Origin of the sequence: Nocardia cyriacigeorgica, assembly GCF_029868385.1 — a bacterium.
Classification (GTDB): Bacteria; Actinomycetota; Actinomycetes; order Mycobacteriales; family Mycobacteriaceae; genus Nocardia; species Nocardia cyriacigeorgica_F.
The window spans coordinates 52,866-70,913 of sequence record NZ_JARWNX010000048.1 but is presented as its reverse complement, the minus strand read 5'-3'; the positions used below and the strand labels follow the sequence as shown (position 1 = coordinate 70,913).

General features: G+C 68.0%; 17 protein-coding genes. 11 read left to right on the top strand and 6 right to left on the bottom strand.

From position 1 onward, the window contains the following. Positions 1 to 188 precede the first annotated feature (188 nt). On the top strand, positions 189 to 3,122 hold the full coding sequence (gene uvrA, locus QH168_RS15055) for an excinuclease ABC subunit UvrA (protein ID WP_280235270.1): 2,934 nt from the start codon (positions 189 to 191) through the stop codon (positions 3,120 to 3,122). 254 nt (positions 3,123 to 3,376) lie between these two features. Here the strand turns inward: uvrA and QH168_RS15050 are convergent, their stop codons facing one another. Genes QH168_RS15050 through QH168_RS15040 form a run of 3 tightly spaced genes read right to left on the bottom strand, consistent with a single transcriptional unit; the run spans position 3,377 to position 5,028 of the window. Then, a complete protein-coding gene (locus QH168_RS15050) occupies positions 3,377 to 4,084 on the bottom strand; it encodes an alpha/beta fold hydrolase (protein WP_280235269.1) in 708 nt (235 codons plus the stop codon). Between the two features lie 56 nt (positions 4,085 to 4,140). Beyond that, on the bottom strand, positions 4,141 to 4,482 hold the full coding sequence (locus QH168_RS15045; RefSeq protein WP_280235268.1) for a DUF1844 domain-containing protein: 342 nt from the start codon (positions 4,480 to 4,482) through the stop codon (positions 4,141 to 4,143). A gap of 33 nt (positions 4,483 to 4,515) precedes the next feature. Next, on the bottom strand, positions 4,516 to 5,028 hold the full coding sequence (locus QH168_RS15040; protein ID WP_280235267.1) for a DinB family protein: 513 nt from the start codon (positions 5,026 to 5,028) through the stop codon (positions 4,516 to 4,518). A 374-nt stretch (positions 5,029 to 5,402) separates the two neighbouring features. Here QH168_RS15040 and infC point away from each other — a divergent pair, with 374 nt between their 5' ends. From infC to QH168_RS15020, 4 genes are all read left to right on the top strand, one after another. Further along, entirely contained in the window at positions 5,403 to 6,077 is a 675-nt protein-coding gene (infC, locus tag QH168_RS15035) for a translation initiation factor IF-3 (RefSeq protein ID WP_280235300.1), read from the top strand. A gap of 62 nt (positions 6,078 to 6,139) precedes the next feature. After that, the gene (gene rpmI, locus QH168_RS15030) at positions 6,140 to 6,334 is read left to right on the top strand and encodes a 50S ribosomal protein L35 (RefSeq protein WP_163825742.1); all 195 of its coding nucleotides are present in this window, start codon (positions 6,140 to 6,142) and stop codon (positions 6,332 to 6,334) included. A gap of 99 nt (positions 6,335 to 6,433) precedes the next feature. Continuing rightward, positions 6,434 to 6,814, top strand: coding sequence for a 50S ribosomal protein L20 (rplT, locus tag QH168_RS15025; protein WP_011208447.1), 381 nt, complete (start codon positions 6,434 to 6,436; stop codon positions 6,812 to 6,814). 40 nt (positions 6,815 to 6,854) lie between these two features. Next, complete coding sequence (locus QH168_RS15020; protein WP_280235266.1) at positions 6,855 to 7,652, top strand: TrmH family RNA methyltransferase; 798 nt, start codon at positions 6,855 to 6,857, stop codon at positions 7,650 to 7,652. A 108-nt stretch (positions 7,653 to 7,760) separates the two neighbouring features. On the opposite strand, the gene QH168_RS15015 is transcribed toward QH168_RS15020, so the two are convergent. Continuing rightward, on the bottom strand, positions 7,761 to 8,300 hold the full coding sequence (locus QH168_RS15015; protein WP_280235265.1) for a TetR/AcrR family transcriptional regulator: 540 nt from the start codon (positions 8,298 to 8,300) through the stop codon (positions 7,761 to 7,763). A 135-nt stretch (positions 8,301 to 8,435) separates the two neighbouring features. On the opposite strand from QH168_RS15015, the gene QH168_RS15010 reads away from it, so the two are divergent. The 6 genes from QH168_RS15010 (at position 8,436) to QH168_RS14985 (ending at position 16,393) form a co-directional block, all read left to right on the top strand. After that, positions 8,436 to 9,866 (top strand): MFS transporter, encoded by a 1,431-nt coding sequence (locus QH168_RS15010; protein ID WP_280235264.1) that lies wholly within the window; start codon positions 8,436 to 8,438, stop codon positions 9,864 to 9,866. 304 nt (positions 9,867 to 10,170) lie between these two features. Further along, positions 10,171 to 11,232, top strand: coding sequence for a phenylalanine--tRNA ligase subunit alpha (gene pheS, locus QH168_RS15005; protein WP_280235263.1), 1,062 nt, complete (start codon positions 10,171 to 10,173; stop codon positions 11,230 to 11,232). Between the two features lie 30 nt (positions 11,233 to 11,262). Then, positions 11,263 to 13,764, top strand: coding sequence for a phenylalanine--tRNA ligase subunit beta (gene pheT / locus QH168_RS15000; RefSeq protein WP_280235262.1), 2,502 nt, complete (start codon positions 11,263 to 11,265; stop codon positions 13,762 to 13,764). Between the two features lie 152 nt (positions 13,765 to 13,916). Continuing rightward, positions 13,917 to 14,687: an alpha/beta hydrolase gene (locus tag QH168_RS14995; RefSeq protein WP_280235261.1), complete on the top strand. Its 771-nt coding sequence runs from the start codon at positions 13,917 to 13,919 to the stop codon at positions 14,685 to 14,687. 136 nt (positions 14,688 to 14,823) lie between these two features. Beyond that, entirely contained in the window at positions 14,824 to 15,321 is a 498-nt protein-coding gene (locus QH168_RS14990; protein WP_280235260.1) for a hypothetical protein, read from the top strand. A gap of 40 nt (positions 15,322 to 15,361) precedes the next feature. Next, on the top strand, positions 15,362 to 16,393 hold the full coding sequence (locus tag QH168_RS14985; RefSeq protein ID WP_280235259.1) for a hypothetical protein: 1,032 nt from the start codon (positions 15,362 to 15,364) through the stop codon (positions 16,391 to 16,393). Between the two features lie 79 nt (positions 16,394 to 16,472). Here the strand turns inward: QH168_RS14985 and QH168_RS14980 are convergent, their stop codons facing one another. Then, on the bottom strand, positions 16,473 to 17,072 hold the full coding sequence (locus QH168_RS14980) for a dihydrofolate reductase family protein (RefSeq protein ID WP_280235258.1): 600 nt from the start codon (positions 17,070 to 17,072) through the stop codon (positions 16,473 to 16,475). Beyond that, complete coding sequence (locus QH168_RS14975) at positions 17,069 to 17,917, bottom strand: metalloregulator ArsR/SmtB family transcription factor (protein ID WP_280235257.1); 849 nt, start codon at positions 17,915 to 17,917, stop codon at positions 17,069 to 17,071. The genes QH168_RS14980 and QH168_RS14975 overlap by 4 nt, the downstream gene beginning before the upstream one ends. Positions 17,918 to 18,048: the final 131 nt, after the last annotated feature.

The window sequence follows — 18,048 nt, the reverse complement described above, 5'->3', positions numbered from 1 at the left end:
TGTTCGTTTGTCTACCCTGGTCAAGGTAGCTCGCTCAACGGCCGTGGGGGATGGCCGAAAGTCATCTGGCGGGTGGCGGCCCGCGCCCGGGAAAACTTGTCGGTGGTCCGGCCTAGCATGGCCGCCGGGGACATATCGGCATGCCGGAACCCGGAAACGCGGGATATCGAAGAGAAGGGACCGACCTGGTGGCGGAACGCCTCACCGTGCGCGGAGCTCGGGAGCACAACCTCAAAGGGGTCGATCTCGATCTGCCCCGCGACAGCCTGATCGTGTTCACCGGACTGTCCGGTTCGGGCAAGTCCAGCCTGGCGTTCGACACCATCTTCGCCGAAGGTCAGCGGCGCTATGTGGAGTCGCTGTCGGCGTACGCGCGTCAGTTCCTCGGGCAGATGGACAAGCCCGACGTCGACTTCATCGAGGGCCTCTCGCCCGCGGTGTCGATCGACCAGAAATCGACCAACCGCAATCCCCGCTCCACCGTCGGCACCATCACCGAGGTCTACGACTATCTGCGTCTGCTCTACGCCCGCGCGGGAACCCCGCACTGCCCGGTCTGCGGTGAACTCATCGCCAAGCAGACCCCGCAGCAGATCGTCGACCAGGTGCTCGCCATGGAGCCGGGGATCAAGTTCCAGGTGCTCGCCCCGGTGGTGCGCACCCGCAAGGGCGAATTCGTCGACCTGTTCGACCAGCTCAACACCCAGGGCTACGCCCGCGTACGGGTCGACGGCGTGGTGTATCCGCTCACCGATCCGCCGAAGCTGAAGAAGCAGGAGAAGCACGACGTCGAAGTGGTCGTCGACCGCTTGGCCGTCAAACCCGGTTCCAAACAGCGGCTCACCGATTCCATCGAGACGGCGTTGCGCCTGGCCGACGGCATCGTCGTGCTGGATTTCGTCGACCGCGACGAACACGCCCACGACCGGGAACGCCGCTTCTCCGAACGGCTCGCCTGCCCGAACGGTCATCCGCTCGATATCGAGGATCTCGAGCCCCGCTCGTTCTCGTTCAACTCGCCCTACGGCGCGTGCCCGGACTGTGTCGGTCTCGGCATCCGCAAGGAGGTCGATCCCGAACTCGTGGTGCCGGACCCGGATCTGAGTCTGGCCGAGGGCGCCATCGCGCCGTGGTCGCGCGGGCAGACCGCCGAGTACTTCACCCGGCTGCTGTCGGGTCTGGCCGAGGCCATCGGTTTCTCCATGGACACACCGTGGCGGCAGCTGCCGGTGAAGGCGCGTAAGGCGGTGCTGGAGGGCAGCTCCGATCAGGTGCACGTGTCCTACACCAACCGGTACGGGCGCAAACGCTCCTATTACGCCGATTTCGAGGGCGTGATGCCGTTCTTGCAGCGGCGGATGGAGAACACCGAGTCCGAGCAGATGAAGGAGCATTACGACGGGTACATGCGCGATGTGCCGTGCCCGGTCTGCAACGGCGCCCGGCTGCGGCCGGAAATCCTCGCGGTCACCATCGCCGCCGCCGGTGAACGCCGATCCATCGCGGAGGTGTGTGATCTGTCCATCGGCGATTGCTCGGCCTTCCTCAACAGCCTCACCCTCGGCGACCGCGAGGCCGCCATCGCCGGTCAGGTGCTCAAGGAGGTGCAGGCGCGGCTCGGCTTCCTGCTCGATGTCGGCCTGGAATATCTGACGCTGTCGCGGGCCGCGGCCACCCTGTCCGGTGGTGAGGCGCAACGTATCCGGCTGGCGACCCAGATCGGGTCCGGGCTGGTGGGCGTGCTGTACGTGCTCGACGAACCGTCCATCGGTCTGCATCAGCGCGACAACCGCAGGCTCATCGAGACCCTGACCAGGCTCAAGAAGCTCGGCAACACCCTGATCGTGGTCGAACACGACGAGGACACCATCCGCGCCTCGGACTGGGTGGTCGATATCGGCCCGCTGGCCGGTGAACACGGCGGCCGGGTGGTGCACAGCGGTCCGTATCAGGAGCTGCTCACCGACCCGAACTCGCTGACCGGTGCGTACCTGTCGGGTCGTGAGCAGATCGAGGTGCCGATGGTGCGGCGTCCGGTCAGCAAGAAGCGTCAGGTCACCGTGGTCGGCGCGACCGAGCACAATCTGAAGGGCATCGACGTCGCGTTCCCGCTCGGTGTGCTCACCGCCGTCACCGGCGTTTCGGGATCGGGTAAATCCACCCTGGTCAACGACATCCTGGCGACGGTGCTGGCCAACCGGCTCAACGGTGCGCGGCAGGTGCCCGGCAGGCACACCAGGGTCAACGGGCTCGACCATCTGGACAAACTGGTGCAGGTGGACCAGTCACCGATCGGGCGCACCCCGCGCTCCAATCCGGCCACCTACACCGGTGTGTTCGACAAGATCCGCACCCTGTTCGCCGCGACCACCGAGGCGAAGGTGCGCGGCTACCAGCCGGGCCGGTTCTCGTTCAACGTCAAGGGCGGCCGCTGCGAGGCCTGCTCCGGCGACGGCACCCTCAAGATCGAGATGAACTTCCTGCCCGACGTGTACGTCCCGTGCGAGGTGTGCCATGGCGCGCGCTACAACCGGGAAACCCTCGAGGTGCACTACAAGGGCAAGACCATCGCCGAGGTGCTCGATATGCCGATCGAGGAGGCCGCCGAATTCTTCGAGCCGGTCACCTCGATCCACCGTTATCTCAAGACCCTCGTCGACGTCGGCTTGGGGTATGTGCGGCTCGGGCAGAGCGCGCCCACCCTGTCCGGTGGTGAGGCCCAGCGGGTGAAGCTGGCCGCCGAACTCCAGAAACGATCCACCGGGCGGACGGTCTACATCCTCGACGAACCGACCACCGGCCTGCATTTCGAGGACATCCGCAAACTGCTCGTCGTCATCAACGGACTGGTCGACAAGGGCAACACGGTGATCGTCATCGAACACAACCTCGATGTCATCAAGACCTCGGACTGGGTGATCGATATGGGCCCGGAAGGCGGTTCCGGCGGCGGTACCGTCGTCGCCCAGGGCACCCCGGAGGAGGTCGCCGCGGTGGCCGACAGCTATACCGGTCACTTCCTGCGCGAGGCGCTCGACAAGCCCGCCTCCTCCGCCCCGGCGAAGGCGAAACCGAAACGCGCGACCAAACGGGTCGCCAAGAAGGCCGCCGCCGTCGGCTGACCGGCTGGCAGCAGCGGGCGTTGACACCGGCTCCGCAGCGAGGACCGTCATCTCTTACGGTCTCGCTGCGGAGCCGTCCCGTTCTTCGTCGGTCCCGGCTATCCCGACACCACCACGGTGATCAACGGCTGGTCCGATCTCGTCTCGACGTGTTCGGCGCGGATATCGGCCGTCACGCCGGGACCGCGGGGCGTGCGGGCACTGCCATGGGGTTACTTGCGTCGCCGTTGAGCCCCGGCGATCGCGGAAGGCTGTCAGCCCTCGGCGATCGTGTGGATCAGCTCGGCGAGTTCGAGCGGTTTGGACCACATGGGCCAGTGGCCGGTCGGCAGATCGACGTAGTCGGCGTCCAGGCGCGACAACTCGGCGAACATCGGGATCTCGCCCTCGTCGCGCAGCTTCCTGACCACCTCGGCGGTGAAGGTGTTGCAGATCACCGTCGTCGGGATGCGCCGCCCCGCGGGCTCCTCGCTGAGCCGCAGCGGGGCAGCGGCCACCGCGGTCGGTTCGGATACCGCGCGGGCGCGGAAGTTGTCCAGCGCGGCCTGGTCGAGCCCGGCCAGGCTGTTGCCCTCGCCCTCCAGCTCCGACCATGCGGGCAACGGGTACTCGCGGGCGGTGAGATCGAGTTCGGAGTTGAGCACGAAACCATTGGGCAGCGGGGCGCTGTCGACATAGATGACGCGGGCGAACCGCTCGGGCGCCAGGTCGGTGGCGAGGTAGGCGGCCGCGCCGCCACCGGAATGGGCGACGAGCACCATGCTCTCGTCGGGCGCGACCGTATCGACGATGGCCTGCGCCTGCCGCTCCAAGGTCGCGTCGAGGCGGTCGTCGTCGTCCGGGTCGAGCCCGGGCAGCGTCATCGCCAGCACATCGTCGCCATGTCGGCGCAGCTCGTCGGCGACCTCGTCCCACGCCCACGCACCCAACCAGAATCCGGGAACCAGAAGTATCCGTGCCATCCCGAGAGCATGGCACGTCTCCGCGGGATTTCCGGTGCTGGCGACCGGGTGACGACTCAGTACACGGGTCCGGTGTATTTCTCGCCTGGACCCTTGCCCGGCTCGTCCGGATGCGCCGACGATTCCCGGAACGCCTTCTGCAACGACTGCAAGCCCTCGCGGATCGGTCCGGCATGCGGGCCGAGATACTCCACCGAGGCCGTCACCAGGCCCGCCAGCGCGGTGATGACCCGCCGCGCCTCGTCCAGATCACGCCTGGTGCTGGTCTCCGGGTCCTCATCGGCCAGCCCCAGCTTCTCCGCCGCCGAACTCATCAACATCACCGCGGCCCGGCTGATCACCTCCACCGCGGGGATATCGGCCAGTTCACGCACAGAGCTGTCGGGCTGTTCAGTCATGCCCCTCAGGCTAGAACCCGCGCGGCGGTGCCCTCACCCCGCCGCCAGGATCAGTCGTAGCTGGCCGATCTCGGTGATGTTCTTCATCAGCTCGGCATTCACCCACGCCGCCAGGTGGGCGACCGTCAGCCCGGCCTCCGCGGGCCACGGGTACGCGACCGGTGCGGCAGGGTCGGCGTCGGCAAACGCGGTCAGCCATTCGCCGCGCAGCTGCCGGATCCGGTCCACGGCGGCCGCGCCCGTCCCCGGCCAGTGCACGTTCTCGCGCGAGCGCGGGTCGCGGCCGGTCAGCTGATCCGTCGCGGTACTCCACCACCAGTCGATATGCCAGGTCAGCCACGCGATGGTCGGCACGGGGACCGGATCGGGCTCGACATCGGCGAAATCGGGTCGCCAGATACCGTCGGCGTCCGGTCGCACCGTCCAGCACAGCGGGCCGGGTTCGGCGAGGAAGTCGTCCTCGATCAGGGCATCGAGGTGATAGTCGGCAAGAGCCCAGGTCAGCTCGAATTGCCAGGTCAGTAGGTCGCGATGAGAATCGGGCACCGGTGGACGATGGCATTGCGCCCGCACGCGAGCAATCGGTTTTCGTGCTCGTGGGCGGGCTCGTCGACCCGATTCGGTTCGGGGCGGCGTAGCTGCTACGCTGTTCTGCGACGACCGCCCTGGGTGGTTCATGTGCTGGAAGTGGTGCACGAACAACATGCCGGGGCAGATAAGTGGAGCCCGACTCCCACCGTTGCCGACGAGTTTCGTCCGGTACAACGGTCCGGTCGCCCGCCTTTCGAGGTGGGTTCGCGCATCGAGTCGATCGACTGCGCGGTCGCAGGTCTCACGACCTGCGGTGATCGGTCGACCTCGGGCCCTGGAGCGGTGAAATACCGCGACGGGGCCTTTGTGTTGAACAAGGGGTTGCAGTTATTGCACGCGGTCGTCCGACGACACCGCTTGACCTAGGAGGCCCCATCAGCACTGAGACCCGCATCAACGATCGCATCCGTGTTCCCGAAGTCCGACTCATCGGACCCGGCGGAGAACAGGTTGGGATCGTGCGTGTTGAAGATGCACTACGCGTCGCTCTCGAAGCCGACCTCGACCTGGTCGAGGTGGCCCCGGATGCCAGACCGCCGGTCTGCAAGATCATGGACTACGGCAAGTTCAAATACGAGACCGCGCAGAAAGCGCGCGAGTCCCGTAAGAACCAGGTCCAGACCGTCATCAAGGAGCAGAAGCTCCGGCCCAAGATCGACGACCACGACTACGAGACCAAGAAGCGCAACGTGGTTCGCTTCCTCGAGGCCGGGTCCAAGGTCAAGGTGACGATCATGTTCCGGGGTCGCGAACAGTCCAGGCCCGAACTCGGTTTCCGGTTGTTGCAGCGACTGGCCTCCGACGTCGCGGAGTTGGGTTTCGTCGAGACCTCGGCCAAGCAGGACGGCCGGAACATGACCATGGTCCTCGCGCCGCACAAGGGCGCGAAGACGCGCGCCAAGGCGCAGCAGGACTCGGCCGCCCCCGCACGGCCACAGCCGAGTGCACCGGCACAGCCGAGCGCACCGGCACAAGCGGAGCAGGCCGAGCAGGCCCCGCAGTAACACCGATCAGAACGTCGGCGGTCCATCGCGCGACCGCGGGCACGAGACAGATTGAGGAATCCATGCCGAAGATGAAGAGCCACAGCGGCGCCTCGAAGCGATTCAAGGTGTCCGGCAAGGGCAAGCTGCTGCGTCAGCAGGCGAACCGTCGTCACTTGCTCGAGCACAAGCCCACCCGCCGCACTCGTCGTCTGGACGGCACCGAGGTCGTCGCGCCCGCCGACGTCCGTCGCGTGAAGAAGCTGCTCGGTATCTGATACCCGCCGCAGCAGGCACGCTCGCGCTCCGCATACGGACGCCGACAACCTGACCCACTCGGGCGCCGCGCGCGCCCCCCGATCGAACAGGACTGACCAGTGGCACGCGTCAAAAGGGCCGTCAACGCTCAGAAGAAGCGCCGTTCCATCCTCGAGGCCTCCAAGGGCTACCGCGGCCAGCGCTCGCGGCTGTACCGCAAGGCCAAGGAACAGCAGCTGCACTCGCTCACCTACGCCTACCGGGACCGCCGGGCGCGCAAGGGCGATTTCCGTAAGCTGTGGATCGCCCGCATCAACGCCGCGGCGCGCCTCAACGACATCACCTACAACCGCTTCATCCAGGGCCTGAAGGCCGCCGGTGTCGAGGTCGACCGCAAGAACCTCGCCGAGCTCGCCGTCTCCGACGCCGAAGCCTTTGCCGGTCTCGTCGCGATCGCCAAGGCCGCGCTGCCGCAGGACGTCAACGCACCGGCCGCCTGAGCCGGGTGCCGTGACTCGCGGACATCTTTCGGAACGACCCGTGGACGCGCTCAACGAGCGCAATCCGCGGGTCGTTTCCGCTATCAAGCTGCATCGCGCGGCGCAGCGCCGCAAAACCGGGCAGTTCCTGGCCGAAGGCGCCAATTCGGTGGCCGCGGCTCTGGACACCGGACGTGTGCGCGAGCTGTTCTATTCGGCTGCGGGTGCGACCCGTGAGCACGAACTCGTGGCCGGAGCCGCCGCGCAGGGGGTGCGCACCACCCTGGTGAGCGATCGGGCGGCGCAGGCGTTGGGGGAGACGGTCACCCCGCCCGGTCTGGTCGCGGTCTGCGATCTGCTCGATATCGCACCGGCCGCGATCCTGGCCGCAGCCCCACGCATCCTCGCCGTTCCGGTCGAAATGGCCGACCCGGGCAATGCCGGAACCCTCATCCGCGTCGTCGACGCGGTCGGCGGCGACGGGGTGGTCCTGGCCGGGGATTCGGTCGACCCGCACAACGGCAAATGTGTACGCGCCGCCGCGGGCAGCCTGTTCCATGTGCCGATCGCTCGTGGCCGCGATATCGCCGCCACCCTGGACGAGATCGCCGCCGCGGGCATCACCGTGCTGGCCACGGCGGCTGACGGCGAGGTGGACCTCGACGATGCCGACGAGCTGTTCACCCGACCCGTCGCCTGGCTCTTCGGCAATGAGGCCCACGGCCTCGGCCGGGCCGTCGCCGCCCGTGCCCACCACCGTGTGCGCATCCCCATCCGCGGCCGCGCCGAAAGCCTCAACCTCGCGACAGCCGCCTCGATCTGTCTCTACGCCAACTCTCGCGTGCGTTACCGCGCTTGACATACGGCGTCATCAGGACGGTGCCCCAGTGCGAGACGTCGATCGGCGCGGGTGCGGCCGGTCCACGCGAACCGGCGCACCGACCCGCGGCCGCCTCGGCGCGAGGCGTCACATGCCGTGGTCGTCCAGATCCGCGACGACCGCCGCCGCCCACGGGGCCGGGACCGCGTCGGGTCCGACCACCTTCATCGCCGCCATCACCGTCAACAGCATGCCGGTGGACAGGAAACGACGGACGTCGGTCACCGAGGCGCCGGTGAGTTCGCCGACGAGGTCGTAGATGCGCCCGTAGCGGTCGCGGACCCGATCGCCGATCACCGGATCCGAACCCGCCGCGAAACCGTGCAACAGCACCAGCAGCAGCTCCCGTTCGGCGAGGAAGACCTCGTACTCCTGACCGAGGGCCCGTAGCGGATCGTCGGAATCGGTGGCCGCGGCGGAGCGGAACACAGCTTCGATGCGGTCGCACACCTGGTTCAGCGCAGCGAGGAACAGCTGCTGCTTGCTGCCGAACAATCGGATCACATAGGGCTGCGATACCCCGGCCAGCCGGGCGATCTCATCGGTTTTCGTCGCCGCGTAACCGGATTCGGCGAATGCGGTGACTGCCGCCCGTAGCACCTGCTCTCCGCGCTCGGAGGCCGTCATCCGCGTTCTTGCCGAGCTCGCCATTGCGCTCCGTTCCGTTTGCCGAGATATCCCGCACCGTCCATTGACATGTTATCAGCCGATGCATACTCTATCGACAGTTGTTATCAGTCAATTACAACAAAGGGTTGGATTATGACCGAGATTCTCGAACCGACGGTGCACGCGGCGCCCGATCCGGTGCGGCCGAAGGCGGTGCCACTGGCCGCGGTCCTCGCCGCGGTCGGCATCCCGATGTTCATGGTGACCCTGGACAATCTGGTGGTCACCAGCGCTCTTCCGGTGATCCGTACCGAACTGGGCGCGTCGCTGGCCGATCTGCAATGGTTCGTCAACGCCTACACCCTCGCGTTCGCCTCCTTGCTGCTCACGGCGTCGGCCATCGGCGACCGGCTCGGGCGGCGGCGGATCTTCCTGGTGGGCATCGTGGTGTTCACGGTGGCGTCGGCCGCCTGTGCGCTGGCGAGCGAACCGTGGATGTTGATCGCCGCGCGGGCCGTGCAGGGATTCGGTGCGGCTGCGGTGATGCCGTTGTCGCTGACGCTGCTCTCGGCGGCGGTACCCGAACGGATGCGCAGCGCCGCCATCGGCATCTGGGGCGGTATATCCGGCCTCGGTGTCGCGTTGGGCCCGCTGATCGGCGGCGCGGTCGTGGACGGGTTGAGTTGGCAGTGGATCTTCTGGATCAATGTCCCCATCGGTCTGGTCGCGCTGCCGTTCGCGGCACGGGTCCTCGCCGAGTCCTACGGTGACGGCCGACGCCTCGATCCGCTCGGACTGCTGGCCTGCGCCGGAGGTGTGCTCGCGGTGGTGTGGGGTGTCATCCACGGTGGTGAGGACGGCTGGACCTCGGGCGGTGTGCTGATCGCGCTGATCGGCGGCGGTGCGCTGCTCGCCGCGTTCGTCGCCTGGGAACTGCGCACACCGGCACCGATGCTGCCACTGCGGCTGTTCGGTTCCCGTGCGTTCAGCGCGGTCAACGTCCTCGCCTTCACCTTCGCGGTCGGCGTATTCGGCGCGATCTTCCTGCTGGCCCAGTTCTTCCAGGTGGTGCAGGGCTACAGCCCCTTCGAAGCGGGTGTGCGGACGATGCCGTGGACGCTGGTGCCGATGGTGGTGGCCCCGCTCGCGGGTCTGGTCGTCGATCGCGTGGGCGCCCGGACCCTGCTGGCGACCGGTCAGGCATTGCTCGCCGCGGCGCTGGCCTGGATGGCGGCGATCACCACCGTCGATGTCGGCTACAGCTCCTACGTACTGCCGTTCGTCCTCGCGGGCATCGGTATGGGACTCACCTTCGCGCCGTCGGCGACGGTCGTGATGGCCAGTACCGCCCCGGCCGACCATGCCATGGCCTCCGGCACCAACAACACCGTGCGCGAGGTGGGCGTGGCCATGGGGATCGCGGTGCTCGCCTCGGTATTCGCCGCCCACGGCTCGTACACGAGTCCGCAGACCTTCGTCGACGGTGTGGTCCCCGCCGTCTGGGTCGGCGCCGCCGTCGTTGCGGTCGGTGCGCTGGTCTCGCTGTGCCTGCCGCGGCGGATCGTGCCGGTGGGTGCCGCCTGATCCGCAGGTGCGCGCTGGCCCGGTGGTCGACGACGGCCACCGGGCCAGCGGATGTCCGCGTCTCGTTCGTGGATGTCGAGATGAGCCCGATGTCGAGACCACGGAGCGTCGGCCCGGTTTCCCGTACGCGCGCATCGGGCACGTCGACCAGCGGTCGAGCTGCGCTAGCACAGGACACGCGGCGGGAACAGGGTAATCCGGATGAATCGGCCGAGGCGCATCGCATACGATTCGACCAGCAGCAATGTGGGTAAGGAATGGTCCGCACCCGGAGAACCGATCCCCAGGGGAGAGACGAACGATCGTGGGCGACGACAAGAGCGCAGTCGAGCAGAACGCCTCGCTGACCGAGGAGGCATTGGCCGCGGCCGCGGCGGCGGCCGAGAAGGCGTTCGCGGCCGCCGCCGATCTGGATGCGCTCGCGGTCGCCAAGACCGAGCACATCGGCGGTAAATCGCCGATCGCGCTGGCCCAGCGTGGCCTCGGGACGTTGCCGAAGGCCGAGAAGGCCGACGCCGGTAAGCGGGTCAATGTGGCGCGTACCCGCGTGTCGGAGGCCTTCGAGTCGCGGCGGGCGGCGCTGCTGGCCGAACGCGATGCCGCGGTGCTGGTGGCCGAGAGCATCGATGTGACCCTGCCCGCCGGTCGCCGGCCGGTCGGCGCACGGCATCCGATCACCGTCATCTCCGAGCAGGTCGCCGATGTGTTCGTCGCGATGGGCTGGGAGGTCGCCGAGGGCCCCGAGGTGGAGACCGAGCACTTCAACTTCGACGCGCTCAACTTCCTGCCCGACCATCCGGCGCGCACCATGCAGGACACCTTCCATATCGCGCCCGAGGGTTCGCGTCAGGTGCTGCGCACCCACACCTCGCCGGTGCAGGTGCGCTCGATGCTGGAACGCGAACTGCCGATCTACGTCGTCTGTCCGGGCCGCACCTTCCGCACCGATGAACTCGACGCCACCCACACCCCGGTGTTCTCCCAGGTCGAGGGCCTGGCAGTGGACAAGGGCCTGACCATGGCGCATCTGCGCGGCACACTCGACGCGTTCGCGCGCGCACTGTTCGGGCCGCAGACGCGAACCCGTATGCGCCCCAACTACTTCCCCTTCACCGAACCCTCCGCCGAGGTCGACGTGTGGTTCCCGGACAAGAAGGGCGGCGCCGGCTGGGTCGAATGGGGCGGCTGCGGCATGGTCAACCCCAAGGTGCTCATTGCCAGCGGTATCGACCCCGAGGTGTACAGCGGTTTCGCGTTCGGCATGGGCCTGGAGCGAACCCTCCAGTTCCGCAACGGCATTCCGGATATGCGCGACATCGTCGAGGGCGATGTGCGGTTCACGCTGCCCTTCGGTATCCGGTCCTGACCACCTTCGATCGAGAGAGCGAAACGTCAAGTGCGAGTAGCGCAGTCCTGGCTGACCGATATCATCGCGCGCACCGCCCCTGAGTGGTCGGTGACGCCCGAGGAACTCGATGCCGGATTCGTCCGGGTCGGGCTCGAGGTCGAGGAGGTCGACACGCTGGAGCGGGTCGGCGGTGACATCGACAAGCCGCTGGTGGTCGGCCGCGTACTGGAGATCACCGAGCTGACCGAATTCAAGAAGCCGATCCGCTTCTGCAAGGTCGACGTCGGCAATCCCGAACCGCAGGAAATCGTCTGCGGTGCACGCAACTTCGCGGTCGGCGACCTGGTGGTCGTCGTCCTGCCCGGTGGTGTGCTGCCCGGTGGTTTCGCGATCGCCGCACGCAAGACCTACGGTCACGTCTCCCACGGCATGATCTGTTCGGTCGCCGAACTCGGGATCGGCAAAGATCATTCCGGCATCCTGGTGCTCGAGCCGGGCACCGCCGAGCCCGGCGCCGACGCCAACGAACTGCTCGGCCTCGACGACACCGTCATCGAACTCAATATCACCCCCGACCGCGGCTACTGCTTCTCGGTGCGCGGTCTGGCGCGTGAACTGGCCTGCGGCTTCGACCTGGAATACGCCGATCCCGCGGTGCGCACCCTGCCCGACGACGAGGCCGATGCCTGGCCGGTGCGGCTCGAGCCCGCCTCGCAGTGCACCCGTTTCGCGGTGCGCCGGGTGACCGGTATCGATCCGAATGCCGTGAGCCCGTGGTGGTTGCAGCGCAGACTGCTGCTGTCGGGTGTGCGGCCGATCTCGCCCGCGGTCGACGTCACCAACTATGTGATGCTCGAACTCGGTCAGCCGCTGCACGCCTTCGACGCCGCCGCGCTGAGCGGCGGCCTGGTGGTGCGTCCGGCGAACGCGGGGGAGACGCTGCGCACCCTCGATGACACCGAACGCGTCCTCGACGCCGAGGATGTGGTGATCGCCGACGATTCCGGCGTCATCTCGCTGGCCGGTGTGATGGGTGGGGCAAGCACCGAGGTCTCCGCCGAGAGCACCGATATCGTGCTCGAGGCCGCCACCTGGAATCCGCTGCTGGTCTACCGGACCGCGCGCAGGCACAAACTGGTGTCGGAGGCGAGTAAACGGTACGAGCGGGTCGTCGATCCGGAGATCAACGTCGCCGCTCTCGACCGTGCCGCCACGCTGCTCGCCGAAATCGCCGGTGGCACCATCGAATCCGCGCTCACCGACGTGCGGGTGCCGCTGCCGCCGACCGAGCCGATCCACATGGACATCGACCTGGCCGACCGGGTGGCCGGTGTGACCTACCCGACCGGCACCTCCGCGCGCAGGCTGGCGCAGATCGGCTGCACCGTCGAGGTCGACGTCCCCGAGACCGGTCACGGACAGCTCGTGGTCACCCCGCCGAGCTGGCGGCCCGACCTCACCCAGCCCGCCGACCTGGTGGAGGAGGTGCTGCGGCTGGAGGGGCTCGAGCAGATCCCGTCGATCCTGCCCGCCGCACCCGCCGGACGCGGCCTCACCCCTACCCAGCGGCGTCGCCGCGCGGTGAGCCGAGCCCTGGCCTACGCGGGTTGTGCCGAGGTGCCGCCGCCGGTGTTTCTGCCCGCCGGCGTCTTCGATACCTGGGGTCTGGACGTCGACGATCCGCGCCGCACCACCACCAGGGTCCTCAACCCGCTCGATGTCGAGCGGCCCGAGCTGGCGACCACGCTGCTGCCGGGGCTGCTGGAGGTGGCCGCGCGCAATATCTCGCGTGGCGCGAAGGATCTGGCCATCTACGGCATCGCGCAGGTCGTGCTGCCGGGGCCGGACACCCGCGCGGTCGACCCGCTGCCCGTCGACCGGCGCCCCACCGACGACGAGGTGGCCGAACTGCTGGCCTCGCTGCCCGAACAGCCGGTCCACGTCGCCGCCGTGCTGAGCGGCCGCCGTGAACCGCGCGGGCCGTGGGGTGCGGGTCGCGCGGTCGAGGCCGCCGACGCGTTCGCCGTGGCCGATGCCGTCGCCGCCGCGGCCGGTGTGACCATCGAACGCCGAGCGGCCGCCTATCTGCCGTGGCATCCGGGTCGCTGCGCCGAACTGGTGGTCGAGGGTGTGGTGGTCGGCCATGCCGGTGAACTGCATCCGGCGGTGCTGGAACGGTCCGGGCTGCCGCCGCGCACCTGCGCGGTCGAGCTGAGCCTGGACGCGCTGCCGTTGCGTGAGGACCGGCCGGTGCCGCAGGTCTCGCCGTTCCCCGCGGTATTGCAGGACGTTTCGATCAGCGTCGAGAAGTCTGTTGCCGCGGCGCGAGTGGAGTCGGCGCTGCGTGCGGGCGGCGGTGAGCTGCTCGAGGACATCGCGCTGTTCGACGTGTACGAGGGCGCGCAGGCCGGTGCGGGTCGCAAATCGCTCACCTACGCCCTGCGGTTCCGCGCACCCGACCGGACGCTCACCGAGGACGAGGCCAGCGCCGCCCGTGACGCGGCCGTCGCCGCGGCCACCGAAGCGGTCGGCGCGGTGCTGCGCGGATAGATCAGCAATCGGACAGCCCGTCGTGCCGAAGGCGGGAAGTCCCGATCCTCGGCAGGCTTGCGGTCTGCCGAGGATCGCTGATCGCGGACCACGCGGCATGCCTTTGATGGCGCCGAGTCGGGTTCGGTGCCGGATGCGGTAGGAATTAGTGCATGCGACACCCTGCGACAGCCGTGTTCAACGTGCTCGCTTTCCAGCCGCAATCGCGACGCATCGAGCAGACACCCGCGCGGCTCGGGCTCGACTACGCGGAGTTGTCCATCCCGACCGCCGACGGTGAGACCCTGCACGGCTGGTGGGTGCGGGCGCCGCGCTCGATCGGGCACGTGCTGTTCGCGCACGGTAACGGCGGCAATATCGGAGATCGGGTGCCGATCTTCGCGCTGCTGGCCGAGGCGGGATTCGATGTGCTGGCCTTCGACTACCGCGGATACGGCCGCAGCACCGGACGCCCGAGCGAACGCGGCACCGCGCTCGATGTGCGTGCCGCGCGCACGATATTGCTCGACCAGCCGGGCGTCGACCCCGAACGGGTGCTGTACCTGGGCAAATCGCTGGGCGGCGCGGTCATGCTCGAACTGGCCCTCGCGCATCCGCCCGCCGGGCTGATCCTCATGTCGACGTTCACCGGTATGCGCGAGGCCGCGCGGTCGGTGTATCCGTTCCTGCCCGCCCCGCTCGTTCCGGACGCCTATCCGAGCCTGCGGCGCATCCCGCAGCTGCGCGCACCGCTGCTGCTCATGCACGGTGACCAGGATGAACTACTGCCGTTGGAGCATGCCCACCGTCTCTACGCGGCGGCGCCGGACCCCAAGAAGCTGGTCGTCTATCCGGGCGCTGGCCACAACGACATCATCGCGCTGGCGGGTGGGTTGTGGATCGACACCGTGCGCGGATGGGCCCACCAGGTGTGCCCGAGCTGAACGGCGTTCGCAGCGATGGCGGTTCGGCACACTGTCGATCCCGGCGCGGCCACCCACCCTGCCGATAGCCGACGTGCTCGGTTCGGCGATCGACCGGACGCCCGTATGTGCGCCCTCGACTGCGTAGCCTGGCGGTATGAGCGAGTTCACCGAGATCTCCGAGCGCCTTGCCCAACTGCCGGACGCGGAGCTGCTCGCGGTGATCCGCACCGCGACCGCGGGCCGGGCAGCGCTCGCCCCCGTGCACGAAGCGGCCGCGGACATGCCCGCCGAAACCGGTCATGTGCATCCGCAGCCCGATGTGTCTCCTGTCACCGAGTCCGGTGCTGGGTATGACTCGGCGCCGATCGTCGCACCATCGGGCCAGGTCGGAGCCATATCGTCGGTACCGCCGGTACCGGGTTCGGCGGCTCTACCGGAGACGGGTGGATATTCCGCGGGCGGTGTACCTACTTTCGAGTCAGTTCGGGATAAAGTCGAGCAGCGCTACGGCACCGCACAGGGGATGGGCGAACTCGATCGACAGACCCCGGCGGGGCGCAGCGCCGACGAACAGTGGCAGGCGCGGGAAGAGGCCGCGCGCGAGCGCCTGGACCGGATACGGAAATCGTTGCGCGACAACGACGACGAGTAACCCTCCGTGGTCCGGTGCCGGACGACGATGGGTGGACCAGATGACCGAGCCGCGCGAGATCGCCGGACGGCTGCTCGACGCGCAGGTGGAGTTCCTGCTCGCCGAGGTGAGCGGCGACCGATTCACCGAGGTCGTCGCCCGTGATGTGGCGGCGGTGCTCGAGGTCGCCGACACCATCGTCTTTCGTGATGTGGTGTCGATCGAACAGGCCGAGCAGACCGTGGCCACGGTCATCGACCTGATCGGCGGCAGCCCGGTCATCGCCGATATGGTCGGCGTCTTCGCCGACGCCATCTACGACAACATCGCCGCCAATCACGAGTACACCCTCGGCCAGGTCGTCGAGCGTGAGCCGGTGGAGGCGTTGCTGGAGAAGATCTTCGCCATGCATCAGGCCCAGGAACGCATCCTGGACCGGCTCACCGAGAGCCCGTTGGTCGCCACGGTCGCTTCGAAGTTCGTCGACAAGCTGATCAACGATTTCATGCAGGCCAATCGCGAACGCGCGGAAAAGATCCCCGGTGTGTCCTCGTTGATGTCGCTGGGCCAGTCCGCGGCCAGCCGCGCCAAGAAGGTCGCCGCCGACAACACCTTCATCGGCGATATGGCGGGCAAGGGCGCGTTGTTCGCGCTGCGCCGTACCAACAACGCCATCCGCGAGATGCTGCGCGACGCCCCCGTGCACGGCGCCGCGATGGAATTCTGGGATCTGCACGCCGATGAGCCCGTCAGCGGCCTCCGCGACTATCTCACCCAGCAGGACCTGCGCGAACTGGTGCTCATCTGCTACGAGATCGCCATCACCACCCGCGAGAAGGAGTACTTCGGCCTGCTCGTCGACGAATGCGTCCAGGTCTTCTTCACCAAATACGGCGATTACACCCTCGGCGCCATGCTCCCCGAACTCGGCCTCACCGCCGAGGACATCACCACCGAAATCCTCCGGTACGGCCCGGCCGTGACCGAATCGGCCAAGAAGAACGGCGTGCTGGCCGGTGTGATTCGGGAGCGGCTGGAACCGTTCTATCTGTCGGATGAGGTGCTGGCGATCCTGGGCGGCGTGGGGAACTGATTCGCGCGATCGGCTGTGTCCTGCGGCCGAGGATGTCGTGCGGACTCGTCCTGACCGCTACGCGACGGTCACCGTTGTCTCACCGGGCACGGTCGTAGACCAGCGCGATCTCACCCCGTTCGCCGACCTCCTGGTCGGTGAGCGTCCACCGGGAACCCGGCAGACCGTCCTCGAACAACCGCTGCCCGTCACCGGCGATCTCGGGGGTGATCAGGAGATACAGCCGGTCGAGCAGATCGGCCGCGAGCAGCGCTTTGATCACGGTCGGGCTGGTGTTGACGAGGATATCGCCCGTGCCGGTGGCCTTCAGTTCGGTGATGACATCGGCGGCCGGTGCGTTCACCAGACGCGCGCGTTCCCACGGCGCGTCGGTCAGCGTGGACGACAGCACCACCTTGTCGGTGTCGACCAACCACTTCGCGTATCCGCGGTCGCGTGGGTCGGCGTTGTCGTCGGCGGCGACCGTCGGCCAGTAGCTCAGGAAGCCTTCGGCGCTGTTGCGGCCGAGTACCGCCGTCGTCGCGTTCTCCCAGATCTGGGTGAGGTGGTTGCGCGCGACCTCGGTGGTCGCGTAGCCGACGATGGCGTCGGCGTCGCTCGGCCCGCCGGGGCCGTTGTAGCGGCCGTCGAGGGTGAGGGCGATATTGGCGGTGACCTTGCGTCCGGTCGGGTTGGTCATTGTCGTGCTTCCTTCTTGTTGTCGTCGGGTACGGGGTCGGTGGGGTGGGCGGCGGCGCCGACGATGTCGGCGAGGTTGTCGAGCACTGTGGCCCAGCCGGATTCGATTCCGGCGATATAGGCGACGGCGTCGACGGTGGTGTGGCTGATGCGCAACCCGAGCCGCAGTCGGGTGCCCTCGGGATCCGGTTCGAGCGCGAGGTCGTAATGGCCGGTGAACGCGACTGTTCCGGCCGAGTCCAGTACCGACAGGTCGAAGGTCAGCCGCTGTGGCTCCGTCGCGGTGTGCACCAGGCCCTCGGAGCGGTACCGGTGTCCCTCGGCGTCGCGGTAGTCGAGCACCACGCGACCGCGCGGCTTCGGCTCGATCGCGCACTCGGTGACCTGCATCGGCTCCGGCGCCCACCAGGAGGCGAGCAGGGATGCGTCGGTCCAGTGCCGCCAGACCGCATCGCGAGATGCGGCGAGCGTGCGCTCGAAGGTGAAGGTGCGCCCATCGGCCCACCGATCCTGTTGTGCGAGCGCGGCTTCGGATTCGATGGCCGTGCGGTAGCGCGCGATCACCGCACGCTCGTCGGTATGGGCTCCGGCGGCGGCGACCAGCTCCCGTAGTCGCTGCTCGAGAGCGGACAGTGGCCCCGTCTCCAGGGCGTAGACCCGGCGCTGTCCGAGCGGGAAGACTGTGACGAGTTCGGCGCGGGCGAGGGTCTTGAGGTGTTTGGTGGTCTGCGGCTGCCGCAAGCCGGTCAGCTCGGCCAGCTCACCCACCGACCGCGGGCGCTCGGCGAGCAACTCGACGATGCGCCATCGCGCGGCATCTCCGAGTGCGGAGGCGATCTGATCCATGGCTTGAAGTATTCACTAAGAGGAATATTCCTGTCAAGGAATACTTTGTAGCGCTGTGGAGCATGAAGGGTGCGAACCCCGGCACTCTCACCGGGGCGAGTGCGTCCGGCTGTCGCGGGCGGCATGGCCGG